The following is a 14,756-nucleotide window of genomic DNA, read 5'->3' on the forward strand; positions in this document are numbered from 1 at the left end:
AGCGCTTAACGCCGCCAGAAAGCGGGGGTAAACAGCACCAGTACCGTAAAAATTTCCAGGCGACCGAGCAGCATAGCCATGACCAGTATCCATTTCGCCAAGCTAGGCATGTCGCCATAGTGAGTGTGGGATTCACCCAGTGCAGGGCCGAGATTGTTGAGGGCCGAGCCCACCGTCGACCAGGCTGTGACCTGATCAACCCCGGTCGCCATGACGCCCACTAGCATTAAAAAGAACAGCATCACGTAGACTGAAAAGAACCCCCATACCGCTTGAGCAATGCTGTCGGGGACACTGACTTTACCTACTTTGACCGCAATCACCGCATTGGGGTGGATCAATCGCATGATTTCACGCATGCCCTGCTTGAGGATCAGAATGATCCTTATCACCTTCATGCCGCCACCGGTAGAGCCGGAGCAGCCGCCAACAAAGGCTGCCACAAACAGTAAAAAGGGCAGGGCGCCGGGCCACATGGAGAAGTCGGCAACGCTGAAGCCCGCGGTGGTGGCCACCGACACGACTTGGAAAACCCCGTGTCTCAGACCGCGCGCGGTGTCGTAGGTGTCGGTTAACCACAGAGAGAGCACGGTGACCACGGACAGCGCGAGTAGAAATAGCATCAAAAAGCGCGCTTCGGGGTCGTGAAAGTAGTGCATCAGGCTTTTTTCACGCCAAGCGATAAAGTGTAGGCTAAAGCTGAACGCCGAAATCAACATAAAACCCACGCATATCATCTCGATGGTAGCGCTATCGAAATAGCCGATGCTGGCGTCGTGAGTGGAGAAGCCACCAATGGCGACGGTGGAAAAGCTATGGCTCAAGGCATCGAACCAGCTCATGCCCGCTAACATATAGGCGATCATGCAGGCCAGGGTGAGCGTGGCGTAGATATACCATAGCGCCTTGGCGGTTTCGGTGATGCGTGGTGTGAGCTTGGAGTCTTTCAGCGGCCCAGGAATCTCGGTGCGATACAGCGCCATACCGCCCACGCCGAGGGTGGGCAAAATGGCGACGGCCAAAACGACGATCCCCATGCCGCCCAGCCACTGGAGCTGCTGGCGATAGTAGAGAATCGACTCGGGTAGAAAATCGATGCCGGTAATCACCGTGGCGCCGGTAGTGGTTAAACCGGAGAACGACTCAAATACCGCATCGGTGACGCCGAGAGAACCTTCGCCGAATAGCATCAGCGGCAGTGAGCCGAACAGCGCCAGCACCGTCCAGAACATCGCGGCGATAATAAAGCCGTCGCGGATACGCAGCTCTTTTTGCGAGCGTCGATTGGGAAGGTAAAGCAGTAATCCCGTCACCACCGAAATCGCAATACCGCTAATAAAGGCACTCCACACGCCGTCACGAAACCAGAGTGAAATCAGCGTTGGGGGGAGCATGGTAAGGCTGAAGAGCATCAGCAGCAGCCCCAAAATGCGCAAAATAACCCGCAGACTCATGGTTGTCGCATGCTCCTGTTATTAGCAGCCAGTGGCCGTGGTTCGAGGGTTATCAAAAGAACGTTAAGCCGACTTGGAACAGGCGCTCCACATCGCGAATGCGGCGCTTGTCGATCACAAATAGAATCACGTGGTCACCGCTCTCAACCATCACGTCGCCGTGGGCGATGATGACTTCCTTGCCGCGCACAATCGCACCGATGGTGGTGCCCTCGGGCAGGTCGATCTCGCGGATGGTACGCCCGACCACCTTGGAGGACTGCTTATCGCCGTGGGCGATGGCTTCAATGGCCTCGGCGGCGCCCCGGCGCAGCGAGTGAACGTTGACGATATCACCCCGACGCACGTGGGTGAGCAAGCTGCCGATGGTCGCCTGCTGGGGAGAAATAGCGATATCGATCTCGCCCCCCTGCACCAAATCCACGTAAGCGGCGTTGTTGATCAGCGTCAGCACCTTCTTCGCCCCCAAACGCTTGGCGAGTAGCGACGACATGATATTGACCTCGTCGTCGTTGGTCAGCGCGCAGAAGATATCGCACTCTTCGATATTCTCCTCTTCCAGCAAGCGCTTGCTGGTGGCGCTGCCGTGGAGCACCACGGTGCGATCCAGTCGCTCGGAGAGGGTGGTGCAGCGCTCCAGGCTGTGCTCGATGATCTTGACCTGGTGGCTATGCTCCAAATGCTCCGCCAGCCGCTCGCCGATATTGCCACCCCCGGCGATCACGACCCGACGGAAGTCCCGCTCGACCCGGCGCAGCTCGCTCATCACTGCGCGAATATCCCGGCGGGCGGCGAGGAAGAACACCTCGTCGTCAGCCTCGATGACCGTATCGCCACGGGGAATGATTGGGCGGTTACGGCGGTAAATCGCCGCCACCCGGGTATCCACGTTGGGCATATGGCGGCGTAGAAAGGCCAAATCCTGGCCCACCAGCGGGCCACCGTAGAACGCTTTCACCGCCACCAGCTGTACCAGGCCACCGGCAAACTCCAAGACCTGCAAGGCGCCTGGGTGTTCGATCAGGCGGCGTACATGGTCGGTCACCACCTGCTCTGGGCTGATGAGTACATCAATGGGAATCGCTTCGTGGGCGAAGAGCCCTTTACGGGTCAAGTAGGCGGTGGCGCGTACACGGGCAATCTTGGTCGGGGTGCGAAATAGCGTGTGGGCGACCTGGCAGGCGATCATATTGATCTCATCGCTGTTGGTCACAGCGATCAACATATCAGCGTCTTCGCAGCCTGCCTGACGTAGCACAATGGGGTAGGAGCCCGCCCCGGTAACGGTGCGGATATCGAGTTTGGTATGCAGCTCACGAAGTTTTTTGGCGTCAGTGTCAACGACAGTGATGTCGTTCTCCTCGCGGGCGAGGTGTTCTGCCAGTGTGCCGCCGACCTGGCCGGCGCCGAGAATGATGATTTTCATTGCTGAGCATCGGTTCCATTAAAAGCGCCAGCGCAATATCGTTAAGACCAGGAGACGGTCTTAGGACTCAGTCCTGACGTTGAAGACGTAAATGGTCGTTCAGGTACGTCTATCATGCGCTGCAATAAAGACGGCGGCCAGTGTAAACCAGCCGCCGCCGAAAAGCAGGTGGGGATTACTCTAGCGTAAAGCCGACTTTAACCGTTACCTGCCAGTGGGCCACTTGGCCATCTTCAATATGGCCACGGGTATCGACTACTTCCAGCCAGCGCATGTGCTTAATCGTTTCTGACGCCTTGGCCAGTGCATTCTGAACCGCTTCCTCAATGCCCTTCTCGGAAGAGCCGGTCAATTCCACGTGCTTGTAAGTATGATGACTCATAGTACCTCCTTCCTTGTCATGAAATCACTGCCCCCGACATCAGTGAGCGCCTAGGCAGTGCGCTTCTCTAGTCTGGCATAAAAAAAGCCATCGTGACTGTTCTGGGCTGGAAACAGCTGGCGACCCGCGCCGCTGGAAATGCCCCAGGCAACATCGTTAGGCGTGGTGACATGGGCGTCAGGGGTGCGGGCGAGAAATGCCTCAATCTGCTCACTGTTCTCTTCCGGAAGCACCGAGCAGGTGGCGTAGAGCAGGGTGCCGCCTTCGCGCAGCATCGGCCAAAGGTTGTCTAACAGCTGACGTTGAAGCTTGGCCAGCGGCCGGATATCGTCTTTGCGCCGCAGCTTCTTGATATCCGGGTGACGGCGGATAACACCGGTGCCAGAGCAAGGGGCGTCGAGCAGGATGGCATCAAACGGCGTGCCGCTCCACCAGTCGCGCTCGGTCGCATCGGCGTGTTGGAGAACGGCCTCTACGCCTAGTCGGGTAAGGGTATCTTCCACCCGTGCCAGGCGCTGATTATCGCTATCGATAGCGGTAAGATTGATGTCGAACAGTTCGAGCAAATGGGCCGTTTTGCCGCCAGGGGCGCAGCAAGCATCCAGAACATGTGCACCTGGCCGTGGCGCAAGCACGGGCCCCAGCAGTACTGCCGAGAGTTGGGCGGCCTCGTCCTGAACGCTAATATGTCCCGCTTCGAAGCCAGGCAGCGCCGTGACATCGCAGGGTGTTTCCAGCGTGATGGCATCTGGGGCGTGGGGGCACAGGTGACCACTCAACCCCTGCTCGGTCAACTGCAACAGGTAGGCTTCACGATCGTTGTGGTGCTGATTCACTCTCAACGTCATCGGGCCTGACTGGTTGTTGGCTTCGACAATCGCCCGCCACTGCTCTGGCCATGCCTGACGCAAGGTGTTAAGTAGCCAGGGTGGATGTTCTAACGCGACGCTCTCATCCCGGTCTACTTGGGCCTGGAGCGCCTCGGATTCGCGCTGCAATCGCCGCAAACAGCCATTTAACACGCGGGTGGCCCACTCCTTATTCAGCAAGCGCGCAGCGCCCGCGGTTTCACCTACTGCCGCGTGGGCTGGAATGCGCATGTACAACAACTGGTAAATACCCAGCAGCAGCAGCGCCTGAACATCGCTGTCGCGCTTTTTAAACGGTTGCTTAAGTAATGTGCCCGCTAAGGCTTCCAGACGCGGTAAGCGGCGGCAGGTGCCAAAGCAGAGCTCTTTGAGCAGCCCGCGGTCGCGAGCCACCACGCTGTGCTCATCCAGCCCCGCCAGTGAGCCTTGGTCGCTGAGCACCGGGGCCAGCGCGCGAGCCGCCGCGGCGCGGACTTCCTGACCACTGCCGCCTTGGGGGGAGCGCTTTTGGCTCATGGTGTTTCTCCTTCGCTGGCCTGAGCCGCTGGTTTACCAAGACGAGTACCGGTAGCAAGGCGCGCGTGGCGGGCATTGAGTAAGTCACGCACGTCCATGGCTTTACCGCCGGGCAGCTGTGCGCTGGTCACACAAAGTACCTCGCTGCCGTTTTCCCCACAGGCAATCCGCAGATGATCGTCGCCGTGGTCTAGTAGCATGCCGGGCTCGCAGGCTGGCTGATCGCCCTCTTCTACGTTCGCCATTAGCAGCCGCAGGCGATCATCGCCTAATGCGCACCAAGCCACCGGCCAGGGGTTAAAAGCGCGAATTTTGCTGGCTAACTGCTGGGCGGGCTGGGCAAAGTCGAGCTCGGCTTCCGCTTTGCTCAGCTTGGCGGCATAGGTGACGCCTTCCTCGGGCTGAGGCGTGGCATGCGCGGTGCCGGTGGCCAGGGCATCCAGCGTGTTGATCAACGCATTGGCGCCTTGAATCGCGAGACGGTCGTGCAAATCGCCGCCGGTGGTGCGGTTCGTAATGGGCGTGCGCACTTCCGTGAGCATCGCCCCGGTATCCAGGCCAGCATCCATCTGCATGATAGTTACACCCGATACGCTATCACCCGCCTCGATCGCCCGCTGTATGGGGGCAGCGCCGCGCCAGCGGGGCAGCAGCGAAGCGTGAACGTTAACGCAGCCGAGACGCGGTATGTCCAACACGGCCTGAGGAAGCAGCAGTCCATAGGCCACAACGACCATAATGTCAGCATTGAGCGCGGCCAGCTCGGCTTGTGCCTCGGGTTGCTTTAACGTCTGAGGCTGATAGACAGGCAGGCTGTGTTCCAGAGCCAGCTGTTTGACCGGGCTGGGCGTTAGCTTACGGCCGCGGCCAGCGGGGCGGTCGGGTTGGGTATACACCGCCACCACCTCGTGCTGGCTTTCCAGCAGCGCGGCAAGGCTAGAGGCGGCGAATTCAGGCGTGCCAGCAAAAACAACGCGCAATCGTGACATATAAAGAGGGCTACCTGGCGTGAATGAGAGAAGTGTTAGGCGTCCTGCATCTGCTTGTGGCGTTTCTGCATTTTCTTGCGGATACGGTCGCGCTTTAGCGGCGACAAGTAGTCAACAAACAGCACACCCTCAAGGTGGTCGTACTCGTGCTGAATACAGTGTGCCAGCAGACCTTCTGCCTCTAACTCATAGGCCTCGCCATTACGATCCAGCGCGTTGAGCTGCACCTTAAGATAGCGCGGCACTTCGGCGTAGTGCTCGGGAATCGACAGGCAGCCTTCCGAAAGTGGCTCTTTCTCGTCGCCAATGGGTGTATAGCGCGGGTTGATGAGCACCAGCGGCTGGGAGTTATCGTCGCTGACATCCATGACGACAATACGGCGATGGACATCGATCTGGGTCGCGGCTAGACCGATACCACGGGCGTCATACATGGTCTCCAGCATATCGTCGACGAGCTGGCGTACCTCATCGTCGACGGTTTCCACCGCAGCGGCCTTGGTGCGCAGGCGCTCATCGGGGAATTCAAGAATAGGAAGTTTGGCCATGGCGTTACAATCACCGTTATGCTGAGTCTAAATTAAGTCAAGCTAGGTAGTGACGAGCGTCTTCTAACCTAGGTACTTTATGATGGGTCACTATATCATGCTGTCAACGTTTCTGGGCATGGGCGCCCGATACGCACTGGGTCTCAGCAGCAACAGAATGACTGCGCTTATGCAGCGCTTCGACATGGAACTAAGAGTGATGCATTTTCTTGGGAGAACTGGATGGCGGCAAAACAACACGCCTACCGGAGGGCTTTGAGTGGTTTGCTGCTGAGCGCAGTGGTGCTGGTGAGTATTGATGCCACCGCTTGGGAGCGTGATCAGAAAGTGATTAAACTCTCGCCTCAGGTGCGTACCTTGCCCCATCGTGAAGCGATCGAGCCCATCGCCTTGGAGGAAGCGCGAGCCTTTCTGCGCGAACACCGCGTCGTCGATGATACCGAGGCGTTGCAGGAACTGGCTTACGTAGTGGCGGGAGATGATCGCCGCTTGATCAGTGGTGCGGGAGATAGGTTATACGTGCGTGGCGTTGTGCCACACCATGGTCAGGTGGGTATCTATCGACAGTCGGAGCCCTACCTGGCAATGGATGGCACGCCGCTGGGCTTAGAGCTGATCAACGTTGGCATCGCTCGCCACGTCAGCAGTGAAGGCGATATTGCGCAGCTTGAAGTCGTTAGCTCCCATCAGGAAGTGCGGGTTAACGATATTGTGTTGCCCTTGGAGGAGCGCGAGCTGAGCCGTGAGTTTATGCCCCGCGCGCCGCCCAATGCGGTTGAGGGTCATGTTATTGCCGTGCCAGGTGGCGTGCGTTTTATTGGCCGTTTTCAGATCGTTGCGCTGGATCTTGGCACCCTGGATGGTTTGCAGGCGGGGCATGTGCTGCGAGTCAATCAGCAGGGTGAGCTGATCAACGACCCACTTACCCAGGAGCTGGTGCAACTGCCCAGCACAGAGGCGGGCAGTGTGATGGTCTTCAAGCCCTATGATCGCGTCAGCTATGCCTTGGTGATGCAGGCGTCCCGGATACTGGAAGTGGGCGATGGGGTTGGGTCAGCGACGAACTAACAGGCGGCACACAAAGACGTTTAAAAGGAGGAAGTATGGACGCCCAGGCGTGGCTGGTGGTCAATGCGTTGCCGGGTATGGGGGCGCTGCGTATCGCGCAATTATTAGCCCGTCAGCCGCAGTGGCCAGAAGGCTGGCTGGCAGCACTGCCGAGCCGTGCTGCCAGCGAGTTGCGCCTGTGGCTTGAACATCCCACGCGCAGCCCGTTGCAAAATGTGGTTGATGAAACCCTGGCGTGGCAGCGAAGCGGCCCAAGTCGCCATGTGCTGCATCGAGATCACCCCGCTTGGCCTGCGCTGTTAAATGAATTGCCCGACCCGCCTGTGGTGCTCTGGGCCAAGGGGGATCTTAGCGCCCTGGAGGGCCCCAAACTTGCCATGGTAGGCACTCGTCGCCCCACCGGCGAAGGTACCCATAACGCCCAAACCTTCGCTCGCGATCTAGCCCGCCGCGGCTGGTGCGTGGTCAGCGGTATGGCCTTGGGAGTTGACGGTGTTGCCCAGCGCGCAGCGCTAAATGCCGGTGGGCGCACGATCGCTGTACTCGGCTGCGGCGTAGATGTGATCTATCCCGCCTCTCACCGTGATCTTCACGAACAGCTTAGCTCTCTACCCGGTGGCCTGGTGGTGTCAGAACATCCGCCAGGTACGCTGGCCCGCCCGGCGTTTTTCCCGCGGCGCAACCGAATCGTTACCGGCCTCTCGCTCGGTACCCTAGTGGTCGAAGCCACCGAAAAAAGCGGTTCGCTGGTCAGTGCACGACTTACTCTAGAGCAAAATCGCGAACTGTTTGTGCTGCCTGGTTCGCTACACAATGTACAGGCCCGCGGCTGCTTGACACTACTGCGTCAAGGCAGTGCGCACCTGGCCTGTAGCGTCGACGATATCATCGCTGATCTTGGCCACTGGGCGGAGGCGTTTATCCCGCCTGAGACGGAAGAACAGCCATCTGAGCAAGAACCGCTACCCGATAGTTTGTCCGACGATAGCTTGCCCGATTCCTTATTAGCGTCATTATCGGCCACGCCGACGCCTATTGATCTCTTGGTGCACGCCACTGGCGTGACGGTCAGCGACTGCCAGCAGCGCCTACTGATGCTGGAGTTAGAAGGCTGGGTTGCACAGCAGGCGGGAGGCTGGGTGCGGTTGCCGCGGCCATGATAGGATAAAGTCATTAAAGGCCTGTTAGCCGTGAGGAGAGAGCATGAGTTTGGCGACCGATCTAGCCCCTGCGATTAGCGCGCTGCGTAGTGGGGGAGTGATTGCCTGTCCCACTGAAGCGGTTTGGGGGCTCAGCTGTGACCCCGAAAACGACGCAGCCTTAGCCCATCTAATGCGCATGAAAGAGCGCGACCCTGCCAAGGGCGTCATCCTTGTTGCTGCCAATATTGGCCAGTTCCACCCCTGGTTGAGCCAGCTCCCCCTCGCGATGCATGCTCCTCTTGCGGCAAGCTGGCCGGGGCCCAATACCTGGCTAGTGCCTGATTATGGCCGCAGCCATGGGCTGGTGCGTGGCGCCCACGAGCGCGTAGCGCTGCGGGTGACCGACCACCCGGTGATGAAAGCCCTGTGCGAAGCCTTCGGTGGTCCGTTGGTATCAACCTCGGCCAACCGTTCGGGGGAACCGCCTGCGATGAGCGCCGCTGAGATCACTGACATCTTTGCTGATGAAGTGGCCCATGTAGTGCAAGGCGAGCTGGGTGGCAATGCAAAACCCAGCACCATTAGAGACCTAGCCACCGGTAAAATCATGCGTTCTTAACCGGCTCTCCAGCTACTTACTATTCTCCATTCACCACTCTCCCATTACTACTTACCAATGCCCCCAGGAGTTACCGTGGCTCACGAGCACCTTGATGACGTTAAACGCTACCTTCTTGATCTGCAGGATCGGCTCTGCACCGGATTGGCGAAAGCCGATGGCGCTGCCCAGTTCCAAGAAGATAGCTGGGAGCGTGCAGAGGGCGGTGGTGGTCGATCACGGGTGATGACCCATGGCGGCGTATTTGAAAAAGGCGGCGTCAACTTCTCCCATGTCTATGGCACCCAGCTGCCGCCTTCGGCCACCGCCGCGCGCCCTGAACTGGCTGGTCGCAGCTTCCACGCGGTGGGCGTTTCCTGGGTGCTGCACCCGGAAAACCCCCATGTGCCTACCAGCCATGGCAACGTGCGCTTCTTTATTGCCGAGAAAGCCGGCGAGCCGCCGGTGTGGTGGTTTGGCGGCGGTTTTGACTTAACGCCGTTTTATCCCGTGATGGAAGACGTGGTGCACTGGCACCGGGTGGCAAAAGCCGCCTGCGACCCCTTTGGCGATGATGTTTATGCGCGCTATAAGGCCTGGTGCGACGAGTACTTTTACCTTAAGCACCGCGATGAAACCCGCGGCGTCGGTGGGCTGTTTTTCGATGACCTGAACGAAGGTGAGTTTGCCGATTGTTTTGCCGTTCAGCGCGCGGTGGGCGACAGTTTCTTAGCGGCTTATTTGCCCATCGTTGAGCGCCGTAAAAATGACGCCTGGGGCGAGCGGGAGCGCGACTTCCAGCTTTACCGCCGTGGCCGCTACGTGGAGTTCAACCTGGTGTGGGATCGCGGCACGCTATTTGGCTTGCAGAGCGGCGGGCGCACGGAGTCAATTTTGATGTCAATGCCGCCAATGGCGCGCTGGGAGTACGCCTTTGAGCCAGAGTCCGGCAGTCCCGAAGCGCGCTTGCAGGATTTCTTACACCCCCGGGACTGGCTCGGCGAATTCGCTGAGGATGCATCAAGGAAAAAGCGGAGAGCTCTCATGACCGATCGCTACTGCGTGTTTGGCAACCCGGTCAAACACTCCAAATCCCCGCAGATCCACGCTGAGTTTGCCCATCAAACGCAACAAACCCTTGAGTACACCGCTGAAGAAGCACCGGTGGATGGCTTTGCCGGTGCGTGGCGGGCGTTTATCGACGCGGGCGGGCGTGGCGCCAACGTTACCGTGCCGTTCAAGGGAGATGCCTTTGCGCTGTGCGACACCTTGAGCCATCGCGCCCGTCGTGCAGGGGCGGTGAATACGCTGATCCTGGGTGGCAATGGCCGTACCTACGGCGATACTACCGATGGCATTGGCCTAGTGCGCGATTTGGCCTATCACCGCGTGGCGTTAGCAGACAAGCGCATTTTGGTGGTAGGCGCAGGCGGCGCCGTGCGCGGCATTCTGGAGCCCCTGCTTGCCGAGGAGCCCAGTGAAATCGTCGTGGTCAACCGCACCGCCGCCAAGGCCGAGCAGCTGGCCAGCGATTTTGCTGATCTAGGGCCTATCCATGGCGGCGGTTTTGATACCGTTAACGGCACTTTTGATGTAGTGATTAACGGCACCAGTGCCAGCCTATCAGGCGATTTACCGCCGTTGCCTGATACGTTGTTCAATACCAATGCCTGGGCCTACGACATGATGTATGGGGCCGAGCCGACGGTATTTTTACAGTGGGCAGGCCCGCACGGCGCGAAGTTGCTTGACGGCTTAGGCATGCTGGTCGAGCAGGCCGCCGAGTCGTTTTTTCTATGGCGTAATGTGCGTCCAGAGACGGCATCGGTACGCGAAATGCTACGTCAGTCGCTGGAGTTTGACGCCTTTTAATGATGAAAGACGTTAGAGAGGCACTCAAAGGGACTCAATATATGCCTCCACATCTGCATGTAGATTGCCAACTAAAGCGACTTCCCTCATGAACAACTGAGTGGCTGGCGATAAGCTAGCCCCTTTTCGGGTGACTAATTCGTAGGGTTCGCTACGCGAGTGCAGTTGGATAGGTAGCCGATACACCATGCCCGCATCAACAAAAGGTTTTGAGGCATCGACGGACATGAGTGCGACTGATTCGCGGTCATGGCCAAGCATTGAGATGCTCGTGAAAGCGGATGCCGTTTCGATAGGGTAGAGCGGAAACGGAATCTTGGCCTCGTGAAACTCGCGTTCCAGCAGCAGCCGCATCGGCATGTTGGCGGGATACACGATCCACGAGGTATCAGATAAATCGGCGAGTGTCAGCGCTGAATGGCGAGTGAGCGGATTGTCAGGATGGCAAATGACCGCCAGCTCCTCCTCATGGATGTCCAGACTGGTGTACAGATGCGGCCGTTGGTTCACTCGCGACCGGCAAATGGCGGCATCGAGTCGACCACGGTCAAGTAAGTTGAGCAGGCGCGCGCTGGTGTCTTCGACCACCTCTATGGAGATCGCCGGCTGCAGGCTGCGAACCCGCGACAACGCCGCCGAAATCAGTGGCACAGCCCCCATAATCAATCCCACCGCCAGTCGGCCACCACGGCCTTGCTGCATGCTTTCCAACTCTTCATGGAAGTGGGCCAGATCCGTGTTGATCAGACGTGCATAGCGCACCGCACAGAGCCCCATGTCCGTCGTTTCCAGCCCCTTATGCGTACGCTGAAATAGCTGTACGCCCAGCATGGCTTCGATTTCATTGAGTGCCTTGGTGGCCCCTGGCTGGGTTAGCGCCACGGACTCGGCCGCTTTTTGCACCGTGCCATGTTCATGCAAGGCAATCAGCAGGCGCAAGTGGCGCATGCGCAGGCGGGAGATGATCGACGTTAGTGTAGACATGAATTTTCGTTATGCCGCTATCAGAGGTTGTCATTATCCAGCGTTGGTTCACGTGAATATAGTCAATGCAGAAAGTCACTCTATTTCCGAATAATTAACAAAGACGAAAACACGCTATGGCACTCATCAACTACGTGACCCAAGTACAGTTTGGCGACGGCAGCGTCGATCTACTGCAAGACGAATGCACCCGACTGGGTATCCATCGCCCGCTGATTGTAACAGATGAAGGGATTCAACAGGCGGGACTACTGGAGCGAATACAGCGTGTCCTGGATCACCCCGCTGCTGTCTTTACCCATACGCCGCCCAACCCGAATGAGGGCGCGGTACGCGAGGCGGTGGCGTTTTATCAGTCCCAGCAGTGCGATGGTGTGATCGCGCTGGGCGGTGGCTCGCCCATCGATCTCGCCAAGGGCGTGGCGGTGAGCGTGGCGCACCCCGGGCCGCTGCGCCAGTTCGCCGTCATCGAAGGCGGCATGTCACGGATTACCTCAGCGACCGCCCCGGTGATTGCCATCCCGACAACGGCGGGTACCGGCAGCGAAGTCGGTCGTGGAGCCATTTTGATTCTCGACGATGGCCGCAAGGTAGGCGTGCTGTCGCCCCATGTCGTCCCCAAGCTGGCGATCTGTGATCCCGAGCTGACGCTTGGCTTGCCCGCCCGCATGACTGCTGCGACGGGCATCGATGCCATCGCGCACTGTATGGAAACCTTCATGGCGCCCTCGTTCAATCCTCCGGCAGATGGCATTGCCCTGGATGGCTTGCGGCGCGCCTGGGCGCATATCGAAACCGCGGTCAACGAGCCGGGCAACCGTGAGGCACGCACGAATATGATGAGTGCCTCCATGCAGGGCGCGCTGGCCTTTCAAAAAGGGCTTGGCTGCGTGCACAGCTTGAGTCACTCGCTGGGTGGGCTCAATCCGTCGCTGCACCACGGCACCCTAAACGCCATTCTGCTGCCCGCGGTCATCCGCTTCAACGCCCAGGCCGACACGATGGTCAAGGACGACAAACTGGCGCGGATGGCCCAAGCGATGAACCTGCCGGCGGGCCAGGATGTGGCAGACGCCATGCAGGCAATGACGAAACGCCTGAATCTTCCCACGGGCTTGGGCGAGCTCGGTATTACCTCGGCCATGTTCGACGACATCATCAAGGGGGCGCTGGCGGATCACAGTCACAAGACCAACCCTATCGATGCCAGCGCCGACGACTACCGCCAACTTCTCGAATGTTCGCTGTAAGTCCTGGCGAGCGTTTCCTCTGAACCATCGGGAGAGCAAAGTATGAGTACCACGTTGACCGGCCAGCAGTTCATCGGCGGCGAGCGCAGCGGCCAGGGCCAGGCGTCGCTGCCCAGCGTCGCCGCCGCGGATGGCAGTCACCATGATCTGGCCTACTTTCAGGCGACGGTGGAAGAGGCCGAGCAGGCGGTAGCGGCCGCCGCTTCGGCTTACCCGCCCTTTCGTCAGCTCGCGCCAGAAGCGCGTGCACAGTTTCTGGAGGCGATTGCCGACGAGCTCGACGCACTGGGCGATGACTTTATCAATGACGTCGTGCGTGAGACGGCGCTACCCGCCGCCCGCATCAATGGTGAGCGGGGGCGTACCAGCGGGCAGTTACGGCTGTTTGCCGAGGTGCTGCGCCGAGGTGACTTTTTAGGGGCACGCATCGATCTGGCCCTGCCCGAGCGCTCCCCTCTGCCGCGCCCTGATCTGCGCCAGGTCAAGATGGGCCTTGGGCCGGTGGCGGTCTTCGGGGCCAGCAACTTTCCGCTGGCGTTTTCCGTGGCGGGGGGCGATACCGCCTCGGCGCTGGCCGCTGGCTGCCCGGTCGTGGTCAAAGCCCACTCCAGCCACGTGATGACCGCCGAATGGGTCGCACAGGCCATCGAGCGAGCGGCGCGCAGCACCTCCATGCCTGCGGGCGTGTTCAACATGATCTATGGCAGTGGGGTAGGTAAAGACCTGGTACAGGCGCCGGGCATCAAAGCGGTGGGCTTTACCGGCTCGCTGTCGGGCGGGCGGGCGCTTTGCGATCTGGCAGCCAAACGCCCGGAGCCTATTCCGGTATTTGCCGAGATGTCGAGCATCAACCCCGTTTGGCTGATGCCAGCGGCGCTGCGAGTGAGAGGCGAGCGCATCGCTACCGATCTAGCGGCGTCGGTCACCCTGGGGTGCGGCCAGTTCTGCACCAACCCGGGGCTGGTGTTGGCGGTGGACTCCCCGGAAACGGAGCAGTTTATTACCGCGTTGGGCGATGCCCTGGCGAGTGCCGATGAACAGGTGATGCTAAACCGCCAGACCCTGGAGCACTACCAACAAGGCGTTGCGCGGCTCGCTGAACTGCCCGAGGTCACCCAGCTAACCGGGGGCAGCGCTGAACCGGGCAAAGCGCGAGCGCACCTGTTCCGCGCGACACCCGACTGTCTCTTCAGGTCGGATCGCCCGCTGGAGGACGAGGTCTTTGGGCCGACCACCATCGTCGTGACGGTGCCGGATAGCGAGACACTGGCGCGCTATTTCGACGTTATGCAGGGGCAGTTGACCGTCACCCTGCACGCCGAACCGGAAGACCTCTCCGCCCACGCGGAGATGATGACGCAGTTGGAGCATCGCGCCGGGCGGCTGCTGCTCAATAGCTACCCCACGGGCGTGGAAGTGTGCGATGCGATGGTTCACGGCGGGCCGTATCCAGCGACCTCCGATGCCCGCGGAACCTCGGTCGGCACGCTGGCGATCGACCGTTATCTTCGCCCTGTATGCTTTCAGAACTACCCCGATGCCTTCCTACCGAGGGCCCTCCAAAACGCTAACCCGTTAGGGCTGATGCGCTTGGTCAACGGGCAACTCAACCGGGACGCACTCGGTTAGCACGCCGGTTCACGCGCAACACATCACCA

General features: G+C 59.6%; 13 protein-coding genes and 1 pseudogene. 7 read left to right on the top strand and 7 right to left on the bottom strand.

Going from position 1 to position 14,756, the window contains the following annotated elements; translation table 11 throughout:
- Positions 1–5: 5 nt before the first annotated feature.
- From LMS44_RS02905 to def, 6 genes are all read right to left on the bottom strand, one after another.
- Complete coding sequence (locus LMS44_RS02905) at positions 6–1,454, bottom strand: TrkH family potassium uptake protein (protein WP_009288387.1); 1,449 nt, start codon at positions 1,452–1,454, stop codon at positions 6–8.
- A gap of 52 nt (positions 1,455–1,506) precedes the next feature.
- On the bottom strand, positions 1,507–2,880 hold the full coding sequence (gene trkA, locus LMS44_RS02910; protein ID WP_039860535.1) for a Trk system potassium transporter TrkA: 1,374 nt from the start codon (positions 2,878–2,880) through the stop codon (positions 1,507–1,509).
- A 175-nt stretch (positions 2,881–3,055) separates the two neighbouring features.
- Complete coding sequence (locus LMS44_RS02915) at positions 3,056–3,262, bottom strand: dodecin (RefSeq protein ID WP_008959783.1); 207 nt, start codon at positions 3,260–3,262, stop codon at positions 3,056–3,058.
- A gap of 50 nt (positions 3,263–3,312) precedes the next feature.
- On the bottom strand, positions 3,313–4,647 hold the full coding sequence (rsmB, locus tag LMS44_RS02920) for a 16S rRNA (cytosine(967)-C(5))-methyltransferase RsmB (RefSeq protein ID WP_278370845.1): 1,335 nt from the start codon (positions 4,645–4,647) through the stop codon (positions 3,313–3,315).
- Positions 4,644–5,636, bottom strand: a complete 993-nt coding sequence (fmt, locus tag LMS44_RS02925) for a methionyl-tRNA formyltransferase (protein WP_009288389.1) — start codon at positions 5,634–5,636, stop codon at positions 4,644–4,646. The genes rsmB and fmt overlap by 4 nt, the downstream gene beginning before the upstream one ends.
- 35 nt (positions 5,637–5,671) lie before the next feature.
- Entirely contained in the window at positions 5,672–6,184 is a 513-nt protein-coding gene (gene def / locus LMS44_RS02930; protein ID WP_009288390.1) for a peptide deformylase, read from the bottom strand.
- 222 nt (positions 6,185–6,406) lie between these two features.
- Between def and LMS44_RS02935 the strand changes: the two genes are divergently transcribed.
- The 5 genes and pseudogenes from LMS44_RS02935 (at position 6,407) to aroE (ending at position 10,864) form a co-directional block, all read left to right on the top strand.
- Complete coding sequence (locus LMS44_RS02935; protein WP_278370846.1) at positions 6,407–7,252, top strand: peptidoglycan-binding protein; 846 nt, start codon at positions 6,407–6,409, stop codon at positions 7,250–7,252.
- A gap of 35 nt (positions 7,253–7,287) precedes the next feature.
- On the top strand, positions 7,288–8,412 hold the full coding sequence (gene dprA, locus LMS44_RS02940; RefSeq protein ID WP_230804122.1) for a DNA-processing protein DprA: 1,125 nt from the start codon (positions 7,288–7,290) through the stop codon (positions 8,410–8,412).
- A 43-nt stretch (positions 8,413–8,455) separates the two neighbouring features.
- A complete protein-coding gene (gene tsaC, locus LMS44_RS02945; RefSeq protein WP_009288393.1) occupies positions 8,456–9,013 on the top strand; it encodes an L-threonylcarbamoyladenylate synthase type 1 TsaC in 558 nt (185 codons plus the stop codon).
- 75 nt (positions 9,014–9,088) lie between these two features.
- A pseudogene (hemF, locus tag LMS44_RS02950) lies at positions 9,089–9,997 on the top strand (oxygen-dependent coproporphyrinogen oxidase); the annotation flags it as partial.
- A 39-nt stretch (positions 9,998–10,036) separates the two neighbouring features.
- Positions 10,037–10,864, top strand: a complete 828-nt coding sequence (gene aroE / locus LMS44_RS02955; RefSeq protein ID WP_083868879.1) for a shikimate dehydrogenase — start codon at positions 10,037–10,039, stop codon at positions 10,862–10,864.
- A gap of 24 nt (positions 10,865–10,888) precedes the next feature.
- Here the strand turns inward: aroE and LMS44_RS02960 are convergent, their stop codons facing one another.
- Positions 10,889–11,848: a LysR family transcriptional regulator gene (locus tag LMS44_RS02960; RefSeq protein ID WP_009288395.1), complete on the bottom strand. Its 960-nt coding sequence runs from the start codon at positions 11,846–11,848 to the stop codon at positions 10,889–10,891.
- A 116-nt stretch (positions 11,849–11,964) separates the two neighbouring features.
- Here LMS44_RS02960 and gbd point away from each other — a divergent pair, with 116 nt between their 5' ends.
- Together gbd and LMS44_RS02970 are read left to right on the top strand one after the other, a co-directional pair.
- The gene (gene gbd, locus LMS44_RS02965) at positions 11,965–13,098 is read left to right on the top strand and encodes a 4-hydroxybutyrate dehydrogenase (protein ID WP_278370850.1); all 1,134 of its coding nucleotides are present in this window, start codon (positions 11,965–11,967) and stop codon (positions 13,096–13,098) included.
- Positions 13,099–13,140: 42 nt separating this feature from the next.
- Positions 13,141–14,727, top strand: coding sequence for an aldehyde dehydrogenase (NADP(+)) (locus LMS44_RS02970; protein ID WP_498946772.1), 1,587 nt, complete (start codon positions 13,141–13,143; stop codon positions 14,725–14,727).
- The last annotated feature ends 29 nt before the right edge of the window (positions 14,728–14,756 follow it).

Source organism: Halomonas profundus (genome assembly GCF_020865425.1).
Classification (GTDB): domain Bacteria; phylum Pseudomonadota; class Gammaproteobacteria; order Pseudomonadales; family Halomonadaceae; genus Vreelandella; species Vreelandella titanicae.

Coding starts and splice junctions, on each gene's coding strand:
- LMS44_RS02905 (WP_009288387.1), bottom strand. CDS start 1,454: ATGAGTCTGCGGGTTATTTTGCGCATTTTGGGGCTGCTGCTGATGCTC.
- trkA (WP_039860535.1), bottom strand. CDS start 2,880: ATGAAAATCATCATTCTCGGCGCCGGCCAGGTCGGCGGCACACTGGCA.
- LMS44_RS02915 (WP_008959783.1), bottom strand. CDS start 3,262: ATGAGTCATCATACTTACAAGCACGTGGAATTGACCGGCTCTTCCGAG.
- rsmB (WP_278370845.1), bottom strand. CDS start 4,647: ATGAGCCAAAAGCGCTCCCCCCAAGGCGGCAGTGGTCAGGAAGTCCGC.
- fmt (WP_009288389.1), bottom strand. CDS start 5,636: ATGTCACGATTGCGCGTTGTTTTTGCTGGCACGCCTGAATTCGCCGCC.
- def (WP_009288390.1), bottom strand. CDS start 6,184: ATGGCCAAACTTCCTATTCTTGAATTCCCCGATGAGCGCCTGCGCACC.
- LMS44_RS02935 (WP_278370846.1), top strand. CDS start 6,407: ATGGCGGCAAAACAACACGCCTACCGGAGGGCTTTGAGTGGTTTGCTG.
- dprA (WP_230804122.1), top strand. CDS start 7,288: ATGGACGCCCAGGCGTGGCTGGTGGTCAATGCGTTGCCGGGTATGGGG.
- tsaC (WP_009288393.1), top strand. CDS start 8,456: ATGAGTTTGGCGACCGATCTAGCCCCTGCGATTAGCGCGCTGCGTAGT.
- aroE (WP_083868879.1), top strand. CDS start 10,037: ATGACCGATCGCTACTGCGTGTTTGGCAACCCGGTCAAACACTCCAAA.
- LMS44_RS02960 (WP_009288395.1), bottom strand. CDS start 11,848: ATGTCTACACTAACGTCGATCATCTCCCGCCTGCGCATGCGCCACTTG.
- gbd (WP_278370850.1), top strand. CDS start 11,965: ATGGCACTCATCAACTACGTGACCCAAGTACAGTTTGGCGACGGCAGC.
- LMS44_RS02970 (WP_498946772.1), top strand. CDS start 13,141: ATGAGTACCACGTTGACCGGCCAGCAGTTCATCGGCGGCGAGCGCAGC.